Source organism: Streptomyces sp. enrichment culture, assembly GCF_964272895.1.
Taxonomy (GTDB): Bacteria; Actinomycetota; Actinomycetes; order Streptomycetales; family Streptomycetaceae; genus Streptomyces.
This window is the reverse complement of the sequence record NZ_OZ186832.1, coordinates 4,419,611-4,434,220: the sequence shown is the minus strand read 5'-3', so window position 1 is coordinate 4,434,220 and position 14,610 is coordinate 4,419,611. Positions and strand designations below refer to the sequence as shown.

The 14,610-nt window shown below is 73.4% G+C and carries 13 protein-coding genes and 1 riboswitch; of the genes, 6 read left to right on the top strand and 7 right to left on the bottom strand.

What is annotated here, in order from left to right; translation table 11 throughout:
- Window positions 1–30: 30 nt before the first annotated feature.
- Entirely contained in the window at window positions 31–411 is a 381-nt protein-coding gene (locus ACSU6M_RS20115; protein WP_437071134.1) for a winged helix-turn-helix transcriptional regulator, read from the bottom strand.
- 88 nt (window positions 412–499) lie between these two features.
- Between ACSU6M_RS20115 and ACSU6M_RS20110 the strand changes: the two genes are divergently transcribed.
- The 3 genes from ACSU6M_RS20110 to ACSU6M_RS20100 all read left to right on the top strand — a co-directional run bounded on the left by ACSU6M_RS20110 (window position 500) and on the right by ACSU6M_RS20100 (window position 3,186).
- On the top strand, window positions 500–1,354 hold the full coding sequence (locus ACSU6M_RS20110; RefSeq protein ID WP_437071133.1) for an SDR family oxidoreductase: 855 nt from the start codon (window positions 500–502) through the stop codon (window positions 1,352–1,354).
- Window positions 1,355–1,617: 263 nt separating this feature from the next.
- Window positions 1,618–2,595: an EamA family transporter RarD gene (rarD, locus tag ACSU6M_RS20105; RefSeq protein WP_437075252.1), complete on the top strand. Its 978-nt coding sequence runs from the start codon at window positions 1,618–1,620 to the stop codon at window positions 2,593–2,595.
- A 108-nt stretch (window positions 2,596–2,703) separates the two neighbouring features.
- A complete protein-coding gene (locus ACSU6M_RS20100) occupies window positions 2,704–3,186 on the top strand; it encodes a VOC family protein (protein ID WP_437075250.1) in 483 nt (160 codons plus the stop codon).
- 37 nt (window positions 3,187–3,223) lie between these two features.
- Here ACSU6M_RS20100 and ACSU6M_RS20095 read toward each other — a convergent pair whose 3' ends face one another.
- Entirely contained in the window at window positions 3,224–4,885 is a 1,662-nt protein-coding gene (locus ACSU6M_RS20095; protein ID WP_437071132.1) for a tetratricopeptide repeat protein, read from the bottom strand.
- A 213-nt stretch (window positions 4,886–5,098) separates the two neighbouring features.
- Between ACSU6M_RS20095 and ACSU6M_RS20090 the strand changes: the two genes are divergently transcribed.
- Complete coding sequence (locus ACSU6M_RS20090) at window positions 5,099–5,680, top strand: flavodoxin family protein (protein ID WP_437071131.1); 582 nt, start codon at window positions 5,099–5,101, stop codon at window positions 5,678–5,680.
- 68 nt (window positions 5,681–5,748) lie between these two features.
- On the opposite strand, the gene ACSU6M_RS20085 is transcribed toward ACSU6M_RS20090, so the two are convergent.
- From ACSU6M_RS20085 to ACSU6M_RS20070, 4 genes are all read right to left on the bottom strand, one after another.
- Entirely contained in the window at window positions 5,749–6,624 is an 876-nt protein-coding gene (locus tag ACSU6M_RS20085; protein ID WP_437071130.1) for an ABC transporter permease, read from the bottom strand.
- Window positions 6,611–7,585 carry an ABC transporter ATP-binding protein gene (locus ACSU6M_RS20080; RefSeq protein ID WP_437071129.1) on the bottom strand — a complete coding sequence of 325 codons (975 nt, stop codon included), beginning with the start codon at window positions 7,583–7,585 and terminating at the stop codon, window positions 6,611–6,613. Before ACSU6M_RS20080 ends, ACSU6M_RS20085 begins: the two co-directional genes overlap by 14 nt.
- An 82-nt stretch (window positions 7,586–7,667) precedes the next feature.
- Window positions 7,668–8,870: a LolA family protein gene (locus ACSU6M_RS20075; RefSeq protein WP_437071128.1), complete on the bottom strand. Its 1,203-nt coding sequence runs from the start codon at window positions 8,868–8,870 to the stop codon at window positions 7,668–7,670.
- Window positions 8,871–9,123: 253 nt separating this feature from the next.
- Window positions 9,124–10,134, bottom strand: a complete 1,011-nt coding sequence (locus ACSU6M_RS20070; RefSeq protein WP_437071127.1) for a polyprenyl synthetase family protein — start codon at window positions 10,132–10,134, stop codon at window positions 9,124–9,126.
- Between the two features lie 387 nt (window positions 10,135–10,521).
- On the opposite strand from ACSU6M_RS20070, the gene ACSU6M_RS20065 reads away from it, so the two are divergent.
- Window positions 10,522–12,579, top strand: a complete 2,058-nt coding sequence (locus tag ACSU6M_RS20065; RefSeq protein WP_437071126.1) for a CocE/NonD family hydrolase — start codon at window positions 10,522–10,524, stop codon at window positions 12,577–12,579.
- Between the two features lie 318 nt (window positions 12,580–12,897).
- Window positions 12,898–13,078: riboswitch (cyclic di-AMP (ydaO/yuaA leader) on the top strand.
- A gap of 5 nt (window positions 13,079–13,083) precedes the next feature.
- The gene (locus ACSU6M_RS20060) at window positions 13,084–13,554 is read left to right on the top strand and encodes a transglycosylase SLT domain-containing protein (RefSeq protein ID WP_437071125.1); all 471 of its coding nucleotides are present in this window, start codon (window positions 13,084–13,086) and stop codon (window positions 13,552–13,554) included.
- 27 nt (window positions 13,555–13,581) lie between these two features.
- Here the strand turns inward: ACSU6M_RS20060 and ACSU6M_RS20055 are convergent, their stop codons facing one another.
- Entirely contained in the window at window positions 13,582–14,406 is an 825-nt protein-coding gene (locus ACSU6M_RS20055; RefSeq protein ID WP_437071124.1) for an HAD family hydrolase, read from the bottom strand.
- Between the last annotated feature and the right edge of the window lie 204 nt (window positions 14,407–14,610).

Sequence of the window (14,610 nt, the reverse complement as noted above, 5' to 3'; positions counted from 1 at the left end):
GGCCTCGTCGTGCGCGGTGCGGGCCTCGTCCTACGCCGTGCGGGCCTCGTCGTACGCCGTGCGGGCGCGCTCGACCTCGGGCATGCGGTGCTCGGTCCAGCGGGCGAGGGCGCGGACCTGTGCGGCGGCCTCGCGGCCCAGCTCGGTGAGCGAGTAGTCGACGCGGGGCGGGATGACCGGCTGGGCCTCCCGGTGGACCAGGCCGTCGCGCTCCAGCGTCTGGAGGGTCTGGGTGAGCATCTTCTCGCTGACGCCCCGCCCGGAGCGGCCGATCTCGCGGCGCAGTTCGCTGAACCGGTAGGAGCGCTCCAGCAGCGCGATCAGCACCAGGACGCCCCAGCGGCTGGTGACGTGCTCCAGGACGAGGCGGTAGGGGCACATGGCCTCGGTGTCCCGCGTACTTACTGCCATGCAAGTACCTTACTTCAAAGTGGGTACTTACGAATAGTTAGCGCCCCTCCTAAGGTGAGTGTCACACCCACCGAAGGAGAGAAGAACCATGGGCATCGTCGTCACCGGCGCCACCGGAAAGCTCGGCCGTCACGTCGTGGAGCAGCTGCTGGAGAAGGTCCCGGCGGAGCAGATCACCGCGGTCGTGCGGGACAAGGCGCGCGCCGACGGCCTCGCCGCGCGCGGGGTGCGGCTGGCGGTCGCGGACTACAACGCCCCCGAGACCTTCGCCGAGGTGTTCGAGGCCGGCGACAAGGTGCTGCTGATCTCCGGCAACGAGTTCGACAAGGGGCGCCCGGCCCAGCACAAGGGCGTCATCGACGCCGCCAGGGCCGCGGGCGTCGCCCTGCTCGCCTACACCAGCGCCCCCGGCAGCCTCACCGCCGCGCTGGCCGACGACCACCGCGCGACCGAGGAGATCCTGCTGGCCTCCGGCCTGCCCTATGTGCTGCTGCGCAACGGCTGGTACTTCGAGAACTACACCGAGCACCTCGCCCCGGTCCTGGAGCACGGCGCCGTGGTGCAGGCCGCCGGGGACGGCCGGGTCTCGGCCGCCTCGCGCGCCGACTACGCGGCCGCCGCGGTGGCGGTGCTGACCGGTGAGGGCCACGAGAACACGACGTACGAGCTGGGCGGCGACACGGCGTTCTCCTTCGCGGAGTACGCGGCCGAGCTGAGCCGGCAGACCGGCCGGGAGATCGTCTACCGGCCCGTCTCCGTGGAGGCGTTCACCGGCATCCTGACCGGCGCCGGCCTGCCCGAGCCGCTGGCCGCCGTGTTCGCCGGGGTGGACGCGTCCATCGAGAAGGGCGAGCTGGTCGTCCCCACCGGCGATCTGTCCCGGCTGACCGGGCGTCCGACCACGTCGCTCGCCGACGCGGTCGCGGCCGCGCTGCGGGGCTGAGCTGGTGGTTCCGCCCGCCGTCCCGGCCGTCGCGCCCCGGTGACCGGTGCGCTGCCGGCCGGCGGCCGCGCTCCGGTGACCGGCTGCGCCGAGTGCCCACTCCCCGCGTGTCATGACCGTATACAAGTACGGACATGACAGGTGGGGGTCGTCGGCGTTACCTTCGTCCGAGCGGGTGACAGCGACGAGGTGAGGAGGACCCCGTGGGCGAGCCGAAGGGCGAACGGCGCATCGGACTGCTGAACGGCTTCGCGGCCTACGGGATGTGGGGGCTCTTCCCCCTGTTCTTCCCCCTGCTCAAGCCCGCGGGCGCGGGCGAGGTGGTCGCCCACCGGATGGTGTGGTCCTTCGCCGTGGTCGCGCTGGCCCTGCTGGTGCTACGGCGCTGGGGCTGGGTCGTCGAGCTGGTGCGCCGGCCGCGCCGGCTGGCGCTCGTCGCCGTGGCCGCGGGGGTGATCTCGCTCAACTGGGGCACCTACATCTGGGCCGTGAACAACGACCGGGTCGTGGAGTCCTCCCTCGGCTACTTCATCAACCCCCTGGTCACCATCGCGATGGGCGTGCTGCTGCTCAAGGAGCGGCTGCGGCCCGTGCAGTGGGCGGCCGTCGGGACCGGTCTCGCCGCCGTGGTCGTGCTCACCGTCGGCTACGGGCAGCCGCCGTGGATCGCCCTGGTCCTCGCCTTCTCGTTCGCCACGTACGGCCTGGTCAAGAAGAAGGTCAACCTCAGCGGCCTGGAGTCGCTGGCCGCGGAGACGGCGATCCAGTTCCTGCCCGCGCTCGGCTATCTGCTGTGGCTGAGCGGCCGGGGCGACTCCACGTTCACCTCCGAGGGCGCCGGGCACATGGCGCTGCTCGCCACGACCGGTCTGGTGACCGCGCTGCCCCTGGTCTGCTTCGGCGCGGCCGCGATCCGCGTGCCGCTGTCCACGCTCGGACTGCTGCAGTACCTCGCCCCGGTCTTCCAGTTCCTGCTCGGTGTCGTCTACTTCCGTGAGGCCATGCCGCCCGAGAGGTGGGCCGGGTTCGCGCTGGTCTGGCTGGCCCTGACCCTCCTGACGTGGGACGCGCTGCGCACGGCCCGGCGGACGGCGCGCGCCCTGCGGGCGGGGAAGGCCGCGGTGGCGGCGGGCACGGGTGCCGGGGACGGCGGCCGGGGCGCCGAGAACGTCGGGGCTGGGGAGCCGGTGGGGGCGGTCGAGGGGGCGGCCTCCGCGCCGGCGCTGGAGGGCAAGCCGTAGGGGCGGGGAGCCGGTCGGCCGGACCGGATGTTTTCACGGCTGCCGTCCGGCTCGCTTCCGGCGTTTCGTTGCCCACTCGCTCACATAACCCATATGACTGGTCACGTGATCGAGACCACGGCCGGAGAGACCGGCACACCGACGCCCGTCCACTTCAAGATCGTCATCGACTGTGAGAACCCCCAGGCCCAGGCCGACTTCTGGGCAGCCGCCCTGCACTACGAGGTCGAGGACAACAACGCGCTGATCGAGCGGCTGCTGGAGCTCGGCGCACTGCCGCGCGAGGCGGTCGTCGAGTTCCACGCCCGCCTCGCCTTCCGGGACCTGGTCGCCGTACGGCATCCCGCGGACCCCGTCGACCCGGACAGCGGCAGCGGGCTGGGGCGGCGACTGCTCTTCCAGCGCGTTCCCGAGCCCAAGACCGTCAAGAACCGCCTCCATCTCGACCTGCACCCCGGCGAGGGGCGGCGCGAGGAGGAGGTGGCCCGGCTGAGGGGGCTCGGGGCGAGCGTGCTGCGGGAGGTGAAGGAGCCGGGAGGTCAGTGGGTGGTCATGGCGGATCCGGAGGGGAACGAGTTCTGCGTGCAGTGAGCTCCGCGGGGGCCGGGGGGCGGGCCGGGCCGGGGGTTCAGGGTTCGCGCCGTCGTGCGGCACGGGCGGTGAGTCGGTCCATCCGGGCGTGGGCCGACTCCAGCTCCTCCAGGTCCTCGGCCGCGGGGCCGCCCTCCGCCGCCAACTCCGTCCACAGGGCGATCAGTTCCCGGCCCAGCTGCAGCCCGAGCTCCGGGTCGCGCACGGCGCGCCAGGCGGTCGCCGCGGACTGGACGTTGCCGTAGGCCGCCTCGGCGTCCCGCCTGTGGCGGTGTATCCGGGCCAGCTCCAGGGAGAGGGTGAGGGCGCGCTCGCCGTCGCCGGCCAAGTAGGCGATGTACGCGGCGAGTTCCCTCAGCCGCAGTACCTCGGGGTGCTCGGCGCCGATCGTCTCCGACGCCTCCCGCAACGCCCTTCCCGCCAGCTCCGCGGCCCGCTCCACCTGCCCCGACCGCACCGCCTCATTGATCCCCGCCAGGGGCTCCGCCAGGACGCCGGGCACGGGGGTGGGGGTGTCGTCGAGCACGGCTTCGGCTATGGCGTCGAAGCCTCGGGGTGGGGTGGGGGTGGCGGTGGAGGAGGGGCGGGTGGCTGGGGTGGGGGCGGCCCAGGCCGGGGCGGGGCGGGAAGGGGCCGGGCTCGGCGGGGTGGGCGGGGTGGTGGCGTGCGGCGGGGTGGGCGGGGTGGTGGCGTGCGGCCGGGCCGTCGGGAGCGGTGTGGGGGGCGGGGGCACGGGGGCAGCGGGGAGCGGCGGGGTGGTGGGGCTTGAGGGGGCGGTCGGGCGTGAGGGAGCGGTCGGGCGCGGCTCGGTGCTCTGCAGCGGCTCGGTGCTCTGCCGCGGCTCGGTGCTCTGCCGCGGCTCGCGGACCGGGTGCGACTCGGGCTGCGGGCGCGCGTCGGACTCCTGGCGCGCGGCGGACTCCGGATGCGCGGCGGACTCCTGGCGCGCGGCGGACTCCAGGCGGACGGGCTCGGCCGGGTCGAGGTACGGGTTCGGCTCGTCCGGCAGGGCGTGCTGCGGTTGCGGGCTGTAGTACGGCGAGGGGGCGGGCGTGGCCGGGGTGCGCGTCGGGTACGGCTCGGGGGTGTGGGACGGGTCGGCCATCACCGGAGCCGGGCCGAAGCCCCCGGCCGCCGCGTCCGCACCGCGGCCCCCACCGGACATCGCCTCCGTCCCACGGGCCCCCTTCCCGAGGGTGACCCCGCCGCCGGCCGTCTTCTTCACGGCGCTCCCCGTCAAGGCACCACCGGCCGAGGCGCCCTCCGTCGAGGCAGCACCCTCAGCAGCCGGGGCACCCCCCACCGGAGCGCCCGTCGAAGCCGCCCCCTCGGTCCCCTCACCCACCTCCCGCCGCACCCGCGTCGGCTCGCCCGTGAACCGGCTCGCGCCGTTCGGGTCGACCTGGAGGGGGACGACGTAGCCGATGCGCTCGTCGTGGACGAGGGCGTGGACGGAGTGCCCGGAGCCGAGGGCGATGGCCTGGAGGCGCTTGAGGACGGCGCGCTGGATCTCCTCGCCGGGGGCGGGGGTCACACGGACGCCGTCGACGAGGGCGCCGGTCGCGCCGACGTGGACATCGAGCGGCGTCATCGGCGCGGCGCCGGACACCGCCGCGGTGCCCGGCGTCTCGGCGGCATGAGACGGCGCGCCGGCGGCGTACGACTGTTCCCGCTGGCTGCCACGGCTGGATCGTGTCATCGGTCGGTCCCCCACTCCCATGTGTCCGCGAACGTCGCCGGACACCCACCGTCGAGTCTCTCCGCTCACCGCCGATGCACACGTCACCGCGACGTCACAGCATCGTCCCAACAGCCGGGGCGCGGCGGCCCCCGCCGGCCCTGGACCCAGATTCATGCATGTGCATATACTGCACGCGCTTCCTACAAGCGCCGAAGAACGACTGGGGGACCCATGAACCGCCGCTTCCTGTTCCTGACCGCGGGCAGCCGTCACGACGGCAACACCGAACTGCTCGCCCGCCGGGCCGCCGAGCATCTGCCCGAGGACGTGGAGCAGCGGTGGATCCACCTGGCCGACCACCCCCTGCCGGACTTCGAGGACCTGCGGCACGACCGGGACCGCACCCGCGCCGCCGACGCCCACGTGGACCTGCTGCGGGACGCCACTCTCGCCGCCACGGACCTGGTCATCGCCTCGCCGCTGTACTGGTACTCCGTCTCCGCGCACGCCAAGCGCTACCTGGACCACTGGGCGGGCTGGCTGCGCGAGCCCGGTGTCGACTTCCGCGCGCGGATGGCCGGGCGGACCCTGTGGGGCGTGACCGCGCTGGCGCACCAGGAGACGGAGGTGGCCGACCCGCTCGTCGGCACCCTCAACAACTCGGCCGCGTACATGGGGATGCGCTTCGGCGGGGTGCTGTTCGGCAACGGCACCAAGCCCGGCGACGTACTGCTGGACGCCGACGCCCTGGTGCGCGCCAAGACCTTCTTCGCCCAGGAGGCGCCGCTCGCCCGCTTCCCCTACGAGAGCTAGCCGGTGATGTCCCTCCCGAACCAGCCGGTCATGTCCCTCGCGAACCAGCCGGTCATGTCCTTCGCGAGCTAGCTGGTGATGTCCTTCGCGGTGAACCGCGCCCAGGCCGCCGAGCCGAACACCGCCGCATACAGGGCCTGTATGCCGAGGTTCTTGGTCAGGTCCTCCCAGTAGACCGGCTCGCGCATCAGGTCGGCGAAGGACAGCCAGTAGTGCGAGAAGAAGTACGGGTGCAGGGCGCTCAACTGCGGTATCTGGTCGAGGATCTGCACGGTGATCAGCAGGCCGACGGTGGTGGCCATCGCCGCGATGCCGCTGCCGGTGAGCGTGGAGACGAACAGGCCGAGCGCGGCGACACCGAGCAGGGACGCGGCGACGACCAGGGCGATCAGCAGGGCTCTGGCAAGACCCTCGGCGAAGCTGATCCGGGTGCCGGAGATCGTCGTCAGGTCGCCCAGCGGGAAGAGCAGCGCGCCGACCGCGAGCGCCGAGACGGCGACCGTGAGGGTGGCGGCGAGGCAGAAGGCGATCACGGTGGCGTACTTGGTGAGCAGCAGCCGGGTGCGGCCGGCCGGCGCGACCAGCAGATAGCGCAGTGTGCCCGCGTTCGCCTCCCCGGCCAGGGCGTCGCCCGCGACCACGCCGACGGCCATCGGCAGGAAGAACGGCAGGGTCGCCGCGAGGCCCGTGAACACCAGGAACAGGCCGTTGTTGGTGATCTGCGAGATGAACGGCGGGCCCTCGCCGCCCCCGCCGCCGATGGACGAGCCGTCGCTGGTCTCGATCTTCACCGCGACCCCGACCAGCACCGGTACCGCCGCGAGCACCCCCAGCAGGGCGAGCGTGCGCCAGCGCCGGAAGGTCGTCGACAGTTCGCTGCGCAGCAGGCCCAGCGCCCACAGGGGATTCGGCCGCACGGCGAGAACCGGCTCAGCCCGCGACATCGAACCCCTCCCCCGTCAGCGCCACGAACGCCTCCTCCAGCGAGGCGCGTTCGACGCCGAAACCGCGCACCCGCACCCCTTGCCCCACCAACGCGGCAGTGAGGTCGGAGAGTTCCCGTTCCGGCACCTCACCGGTCACCCGGTCCCCGTCGACGACCACATCGCCGACGCCCTGCTCCTTCAGCACCCGGGCCGCGTCGCCCGCGTCCGGCGTGGTGACGACCAGCCGGCCGCGTGCCCCGGCCGCGAGGTCGGCGACCGCGCCCTGGGTGATCAGCCGGCCGCGGGCCATCACGGCGGCATGGCTGCACACCTGCTCGATCTCGTCGAGGAGGTGGGAGGATAGGAAGACGGTCGTGCCGTCGGCGGCGAGTTCCCTGATCAGGGTGCGGATCTCGCGCATGCCCTGCGGGTCGAGCCCGTTGGTCGGCTCGTCCAGCACCAGCAGCCGGCGCGGCTGGAGCAGGGCGGCGGCGAGGCCGAGGCGCTGCTTCATGCCGAGGGAGTAGGCGCGGGCCTTCTTGCCGGCCGCGGCCGCGAGTCCCACCCGGTCCAGCGCCGCGGCGATCCGGGCATGCCGGGTGCGCGGGTCGGCGGTGGGGTCGGCGGCGTCGTAGCGCAGCAGGTTGTCGCGGCCGGAGAGGAAGCCGTACAGGGCGGGTCCCTCGATCAGCGCGCCCACCTGGGGCAGCACGGTCCGCGCGGCGCGGGGCATCGGCTGCCCCAGCACGCGCGCGGTGCCCGAGGTGGGCTCGATCAGGCCCATCAGCATGCGGATGGTGGTGGTCTTGCCGGAGCCGTTGGGGCCGAGGAAGCCGAAGACGCTGCCCGCCGGGACGGTCAGGTCCAGGCCGTCGACGGCGAGCTGCCCGCCGCGGTAGCGCTTGGTGAGGCCGCGGACGGCGATGGCCGCCTCGTCCGCGCCGCTCCCGTCCGGCTCCGTGACGGGCACTTCAGGCATGGGCTCCCCCGGCTCCCTCGATCCCCCGACTGCTCGTAGGCGTACGGTACTCAACGCCCCGGCCGTACGCCGTCCGACGGTGTCACCGCTGTGCTTCGGCCGCCTTCACCAGCGCGTCCTTGGTGACCGCGCCGACGTAGACCGTGCCGTCGTCGGTGATCAGGGCGTTGACCAGCCGGGTCTTGAAGACCGTGCCCGAGCCGAACTTGCCGCTGACCTGGTCGCCGAGGGAGTCCAGGAAGCCGCCGAAGGCGCCGGCCTCCTCACCGCCGGTGGGCAGGCCCTCGCCGCCGGTGTCGAACACGGTGATCGCGTTCCAGCCCTCGCCGATGGTCCGCGGGCCCTCGGCGTCCCGGTCGACGTCCTCCTCCGGCATGAGCCGCAGGTCGCTCTCGCTGTGCCCGGCGGCGTCCTCCTCGGTCACCTTCGCGCCCTTGGGCGGGGCGAAGTCGAAGGTGGAGGCGGCCGGCCGGGCGAAGCTGACCTGGGTGAAGCCCGCGTCGACGACGGCCGCGCCGCCACCGGCCGGGGTGAGGGTGAACTTCAGCGGGGTCCAGGTCTCGGCGTCCACCGCGATGCTGATCGCGCCGACGGTGGTGCCGGACTGCTTGGGCTCGACGACCAGCTTGTAGGCGTCGCGGCCGGCGACCTGGGCGGTGCCGTCGACGGTGACGGACGTGGTGCCGTCGACCGCCTTCAGCGCCTGCTCGGCGAAGTCCTTGGGCGTGGCGGGCACGTCCTGGGCCTTGCCGGTCTCCTCGGTCGTGGAGTGGTAGACCTCGTTGGACTCGCTGTCGTAGCCCCACACGTCCTTGCCGTTGTGGATGAGGCTGTACTCGGCGGCGTCCCGGATCAGCGACAGCTTCTGCCGGTCGGGGCCGTCGGCGGCCACCCGCAGGGTGTGCGTGCCGGCGGCGAGCTCGGTCAGCCGGGCCGACGGGTCGGCCGCGGAGCCCTCGCCGCCGTCCGCGCCCCGGGCGGCGTCGGAGAACAGCCCGCTCTCCAGTCCGCCGAGGTCGGGCAGGCCGAGGTCGGTGGTGATGCGGACCGTGCCGGACAGCTGCTCGGTGTCCGACTCGGCGATGTTCTGGATCAGTTGCTCGGCGCTGATCTTCGGCAGGTCGGGGCTGCCGGAGTCGGCCAGTGCCGGGACGAGCCCGATGGTCGCCGCCGCCACGCCGGTCACCGCGACCGGGACGGCGTACCGCGCGGCCCTGCGTCGCCCCGCACGCGGGCCGTCGGCCTCCGTGGCGGTGGTGCTCTCGTCGGATTCGTACGGTGCCATGTGTGCCCTACCTCCGTGTCGGCGGCGGCCGTTCAGCTCGATGCGCACTGTTCACCCTGAGCCGCCATTCTCACCCGGATCGGTGAGGAGTGGTGTTTTCCGTGTGGTCTCCATCTGACCAAAGAGCCAGGGCGGTCGCGTCAGCCCGCGGAGCCAACTCCACGTACTCCTGCGGTATGACACGACGAGGCGGCGCCTCCCCCGACCCGTAGGGGTCCCTCGGGGAAAGCGCCGCCTCTCGGCTCGGGGGGCGTCAGCCGGCCCGGTGCACCACCGCGTCGCACAGCTCAAGGAGCGCGGCCTTCGCGTCGCACTCGCGCAACGGCGCCAGCGCGGCCCGCGCCTCCTCCGCGAAACGGACGGTGTCCCGGCGGGCCTGCTCCAGGGCCGGGTGCGCGCGCAGCTGGGCGAGCGCCTCGGCGTGCCGGGCGTCGTCGGTGAGGTCGGAGTCCAGCAGCTCGCACAGGGCGAGGTCCTCGGGGAGCCCGAGCCGGGCCGCCCGCTCGCGCAGCCGCAGCACCGGCAGGGTGGCGATGCCCTCGCGCAGATCGGTGCCCGGCGTCTTGCCGGACTCGTGGGAGTCGCTGGCGATGTCCAGGACGTCGTCCGCGAGCTGGAAGGCGACCCCGAGCCGTTCGCCGTACTGGGTCAGTACGTGCACGACCGTTTCGTCGGCGCCGGACATCATCGCGCCGAACCGGCAGGAGACCGCGACCAGGGAGCCGGTCTTGCCGCCGAGCACGTCCAGGTAGTGGTCGATCGGGTCGCGGCCGTCGGTGGGGCCGGCCGTCTCCAGGATCTGACCGGTGACCAGGCGTTCGAACGCCTCCGCCTGCACGCGGACCGCCTCCGGGCCGAGGTCGGCCAGGATGTGCGAGGCGCGGGCGAACAGGAAGTCGCCGGTGAGGACGGCCACCGAGTTGCCCCAGCGGCTGTTGGCGCTGGGCACGCCGCGGCGCACGCCGGCCTCGTCCATGACGTCGTCGTGGTAGAGGGTGGCGAGGTGGGTGAGCTCGACCACCACGGCCGAGGGCACGACACCCGGCGCGTAGGGGTCGCCGAACTGGGCGGCGAGCATCACGAGCAGCGGCCGGAACCGCTTGCCGCCCGCCCGCACCAGGTGCTGGGCGGCCTCGGTGATGAAGGGCACCTCGCTCTTGGTCGCCTCAAGCAACCCTTCCTCGACTGCCGCCAATCCGGCCTGGACATCGGCTTCCAGAGCCTGGTCCCGCACGCTCAGCCCGAACGGCCCGACGACGGTCACGTGGGGTCTCCTGTCTGCTGGTGTCTACCGGCGATTACGCGTTATGTCGATAGGTCGCTGCCATCACTCAAGTCAGCGTATCCGGTCACGATTCGATCACTGCCGCCACCCACCCCGCAGGCGGGCGCTATTACCGCACGGCCGGTATGTTGCTGATCTACCGATAGGAACGGCTATACAGCGACTTACCCGGAAGTAGTGACTCATGCCCCGTATCGCGGCCGCCCCCTCCCGTCGCCCGACGCGCCCCGCCGTCTGAGTCCGTCCGATGAGGCCGACGAGATCCGGTCCGACGGCGCCGGCAAGGTCCGGTCCGACGGCGCCGGCAGGGTCCCGTCCGACGGCGCCGGCAGGGTCCCGTCCGACAGCGCCGTCGAGGTGCGTCCGATGAGCCGCCCGCGCATCCGCAGATCCTTCCCCTACGAGACGTTCCACGAGGACCTGCGCATCCCGATGCCGGACGGCACGTCGCTGTACGCGCGCGTGTGGCGGCCGATGACCGACGAGCCCGTCCCGGCGCTGCTGGAGTACCTTCCGCACCGGCTGACCGACCGGACCGCGCCCCGCGACGCCCAGCGCCATCCCTGGTACGCGGGCCACGGCTACGCCTCCGTCCGGGTCGACCTGCGCGGGCACGGCAACAGCGAAGGGCTGCCCACCGAGCAGTACTCGGCCACGGAGCTGGCCGACGGGGTCGCGGTGGTGCACTGGCTGGCCGGCCGGCCCTGGTGCGACGGCCGGGTGGGCATGTTCGGCATCTCCTGGGGCGGCGGCAACTCCCTGCGGATCGCCGCGCTCGCCCCCGAGCCGCTGAAGGCGGTCGTCACGGTCTGCGCCTCGGACGACCCCTACGACGGTGATGTGCACCACCTCGGCGGCTCCGTCCTCGCCACCGGCACACACGCCTGGTCGGCCGCCCTGCTCGCCCACGCCTGCCGGCCGCCCGACCCGCTGTACGCCGGGGACGCCTGGCGCGAGCTGTGGCTGAGGCGGCTGGAGGCCGTCGCACCGCCCGCCCACACCTGGCTGGAGCACCAGACCCTGGACGACCACTGGCGCCGCGCCGGCCTCCGGGAGGACTACGGCGCGATCGGCGCGGCGGTCCTGGCGGTGGGCGGCTGGCACGACCCGTACCGCGACACCGTGCTGCGGCTGGTGGAGCACCTTCCGGCCGACCGGGTCCGCGGTCTGATCGGTCCGTGGTGCCACCAGTACCCCGACCGGGGCCGCCCGCCCGGCCCGGCCGTCGGCTTCCTCCAGGAGACACTGCGCTGGTGGGACCACTGGCTCAAGGGCCGGGACACCGGCGTCATGGCCGAGCCCCTGCTGCGCGCCTACGTCCCCGACGCGCACCGCCCGGCCACGGTGTACCCGGTGCTGCCCGGCCGCTGGGTCGGCGAGCCGGCCTGGCCCTCGCCCCATGTGACGCCGGTGACGTACGCCCTCCAGGGCGCCCCCGTCCTCGTACGGTCCCCGATGCACACCGGGCTGGACGCCGGCCGCCTGCTGCCCCGCGGCGAGGACGCCGACCTGCCGCCCGACCAGCGGGAGGAGGACGCGAGGTCGGCGTGGGTCGAGTTCGAGGTCGGCGAGGAGACCTGGGTGCTGGGGCGGCCTCGGGTGCGGCTGAGGCTGACCTGCGCGGTGCCGCGCGGGCAGGTCGCCGTGCGGCTGTGCGACGTGGCTCCGGACGGCGCCTCGACGCTGGTCACGCGCGGGGCGCTGAACCTGTCGGCGCGCGAGGGGCCGGACCGGGCGGTGCCGTGGCCGCCGGGCGAGACGCGGACCGTGGAGCTCGTGCTGAGCGCCGTCGGGTACGCCTTCCCGCCCGGTCACCGCATCCGCCTCGCCGTGTCCTCCGCGTACTGGCCGTGGGTCTGGCCGCAGCCGGGGTCGGGGGCGGGGTTCGTCCTGGATCCCGTGGGCAGCACGCTGGAGCTGCCGGTGCGCTCCCGCGGGGCGGACGGGGAGGTGTCCTCCGCCGGAGAGGTCTCCTCCGCCGGGGAGGTTTCCTCCGCCGGAGAGATCTCCTTCGAGGAGCCCGAGCAGGCCGAACCGCTCGGGGTGAGCTCGCCGGCCACCCTGGACGAGCCGCGGCCCGCGCGGCTGGTGGTGCGCGACGTGGCCGCGGGCGAGTGGCGGCTGGAGGTCGATCCGCGCCCCGGCGGCACCCGGATGCACCCCGACGGGCTGGAGTACACCGAGGAGGCGCTGGAGACGTACACGATCCGCGCCGACGACCCGCTGTCCGCCCGCACCCGCTCCACCTGGTCCGTCCGGCTGCACCGGCCCGAGCTGCCCTGGGACACCGAGATCCGCAGCCGCTCGGAGATCCGCTGTGACGCCGAGCACTTCGTCACCTCCGACGAGGTCGTCTGCACGGAGGGCGGGGAGGTCGTGTTCCACCGCACCTGGGAGAAGCGGATTCCACGGACGGCCGGTTGAGACGGGGTCGGTGGTTGTGTGTGTAGGGGGCGGTTGCCTAAGGGCTGGCGGTTGCATAGGAGTTGGCAGTTGATGCCCGAATTGCCGCTCTTGCGTTCGGTGGTGAGTTGGCTCACTGCACGGCCGTCCGGGTCGCGCGGGCTGCCACCCCGGTCCTGCCGCCTGGTTGAGCGGCGAGCGCCATAAAGGATCAAGTACCGCGAACGGCCCGGATCATGCTCGAACGGCGCTTTGGGTGAATCCGGTACTTGTTTCCCCGGCGCGCTCTCGCATACGTTCCCGGCCAGCCGGGCGGACGCCGAGTCCTGCCGCCGCCCGACGCCTCCAACGACGACCGCAGCGGCAGGAGCGGGGGACCCAGGTAAGTCGCCGGACCGGCCGTCGTACGCGCTACGACGGGACGGCACGGCTAGGGGTGAAGCCATGCCTGTTTCGGGCACGGCCGGGCACCTTTCCGCCCGAACCCGACAGCTCACCTCGCAGGCGCCGGAGAGGACGACCACCATGCCTGCGAACCCGCACGCCCACCGCCGCCCCCGTCTCGCCCGTGCCCTCACCGCCGCCGGTGTGGGCGTCGCCGCGCTCGCGCTGCCGCTCGTCGGCGCCACCGGCGCCTCCGCCGCGCCCACGGCCACGTCGGCGGCCACCGCCTACCCGGACAACCTCGACGGCTGGATCCGCCAGTCCCTCGCCGTGATGGCGCAGCACGGCATCCCGGGCAGCTACGACGGCATCTACCGCAACATCATGCGCGAGTCGTCCGGCAACCCCTACGCCATCAACAACTGGGACTCCAACGCCGCCGCGGGCACCCCGTCCAAGGGCCTGCTCCAGGTCATCGACCCGACCTTCGCGGCCTACCACGTGCCCGGCACGTCGTTCGACCCCTACGACCCGGTCGCCAACATCGTCGCCGCCTGCAACTACGCGGCCGACCGGTACGGCTCCATCGACAATGTCTTCGGCGCGTACTGATCCCGGTCGGGGCCGAGGGCCCGGAGCTCAGCCGTAGATCCGTTCGAGTACGACGGCGACGCCGTCGTACTCGTTCGAGCAGGTGATCTCGTCGGCCATCGCCTTGAGTTCGGGGTGCGCGTTCGCCATCGCCACGCCGTGCGCGGCCCAGTCGAACATGGGGATGTCGTTGGGCATGTCACCGAAGGCGATGGTGTCGGCGGGGCTCAGCCCCAGGTGCCGGGCCGCCAGCGCCAGCCCCGTCGCCTTGGTGACCCCGCACGGCTGGAGCTCGACGGTCCCCGGCCCGGACATGGTGACCGTGGCCAGCGAACCCACCGCCCCGCGCGCCACCGCCGCCAACTCGTCGTCGCCCAGCGTGTGGTGGCGCAGCAGCACCTTGCTGATCGGCGCGCACCACAGGTCGTCACGGCGGCCCACCCGCACCGCGGGCAGGGTCGGGTGGGGCATCGTGTAGCCCGGCTCGATGAGCGTGAGCCCGTCGACGCCGTCCTGGTCCACCGCCGCGTACACCTGCCCCACCTCGGCCTCGATCTTGCCCAGCGCGGTCTCGGCCAGCTCCCGGTCCAGGGTGACGGACCACAGCAGCCGGTCGGCGCCGATGTCGTAGAGCTGCGCGCCCTGCCCGCACACCGCGAGCCCCGTGCAGCGCAGGTCCTCCAGCAGGGGGCGCACCCGGGGCGCCGGGCGGCCGGTCACCACCAGATGACGGGCGCCGGCGGCCGCCGCCAGCGCCAGCGCGGCGCGCGACCGGTCGGAGAAGGTGTCGTCGCCGCGCAGCAGCGTGCCGTCGAGATCGGTGGCGACGAGGGAGTACGCGGTGCGCTCGGCATATGCGGTGGGTGCGGGCATGATCAGAGAATACGGACACCTCGCCCCGCCGAACCCCGCGCGAACCGGACTCCGGCGCACGCCTTTCCCAGTCTGCGCGCCCCTTCAACTCCCTTTCGCTCCGAGGGATTTCACTCCCACGTGGTGTCGGCCGGCTCGTCGACGGCGGCGAATTCGCGTCGCGCGCGCCCCCTGCATGCCGCCCGCCCGCGCCGCGTGCCGGGC

What these genes read in the sequence shown, in the direction of transcription:
- ACSU6M_RS20065 (WP_437071126.1), top strand. Translation starts at nt 10,522, where the DNA reads ATGAGCCGCCCGCGCATCCGCAGATCCTTCCCCTACGAGACGTTCCAC.
- ACSU6M_RS20115 (WP_437071134.1), bottom strand. Translation starts at nt 411, where the DNA reads ATGGCAGTAAGTACGCGGGACACCGAGGCCATGTGCCCCTACCGCCTC.
- ACSU6M_RS20090 (WP_437071131.1), top strand. Translation starts at nt 5,099, where the DNA reads ATGAACCGCCGCTTCCTGTTCCTGACCGCGGGCAGCCGTCACGACGGC.
- ACSU6M_RS20095 (WP_437071132.1), bottom strand. Translation starts at nt 4,885, where the DNA reads ATGACACGATCCAGCCGTGGCAGCCAGCGGGAACAGTCGTACGCCGCC.
- ACSU6M_RS20055 (WP_437071124.1), bottom strand. Translation starts at nt 14,406, where the DNA reads ATGCCCGCACCCACCGCATATGCCGAGCGCACCGCGTACTCCCTCGTC.
- ACSU6M_RS20085 (WP_437071130.1), bottom strand. Translation starts at nt 6,624, where the DNA reads ATGTCGCGGGCTGAGCCGGTTCTCGCCGTGCGGCCGAATCCCCTGTGG.
- ACSU6M_RS20075 (WP_437071128.1), bottom strand. Translation starts at nt 8,870, where the DNA reads ATGGCACCGTACGAATCCGACGAGAGCACCACCGCCACGGAGGCCGAC.
- ACSU6M_RS20060 (WP_437071125.1), top strand. Translation starts at nt 13,084, where the DNA reads ATGCCTGCGAACCCGCACGCCCACCGCCGCCCCCGTCTCGCCCGTGCC.
- rarD (WP_437075252.1), top strand. Translation starts at nt 1,618, where the DNA reads ATGTGGGGGCTCTTCCCCCTGTTCTTCCCCCTGCTCAAGCCCGCGGGC.
- ACSU6M_RS20080 (WP_437071129.1), bottom strand. Translation starts at nt 7,585, where the DNA reads ATGCCTGAAGTGCCCGTCACGGAGCCGGACGGGAGCGGCGCGGACGAG.
- ACSU6M_RS20110 (WP_437071133.1), top strand. Translation starts at nt 500, where the DNA reads ATGGGCATCGTCGTCACCGGCGCCACCGGAAAGCTCGGCCGTCACGTC.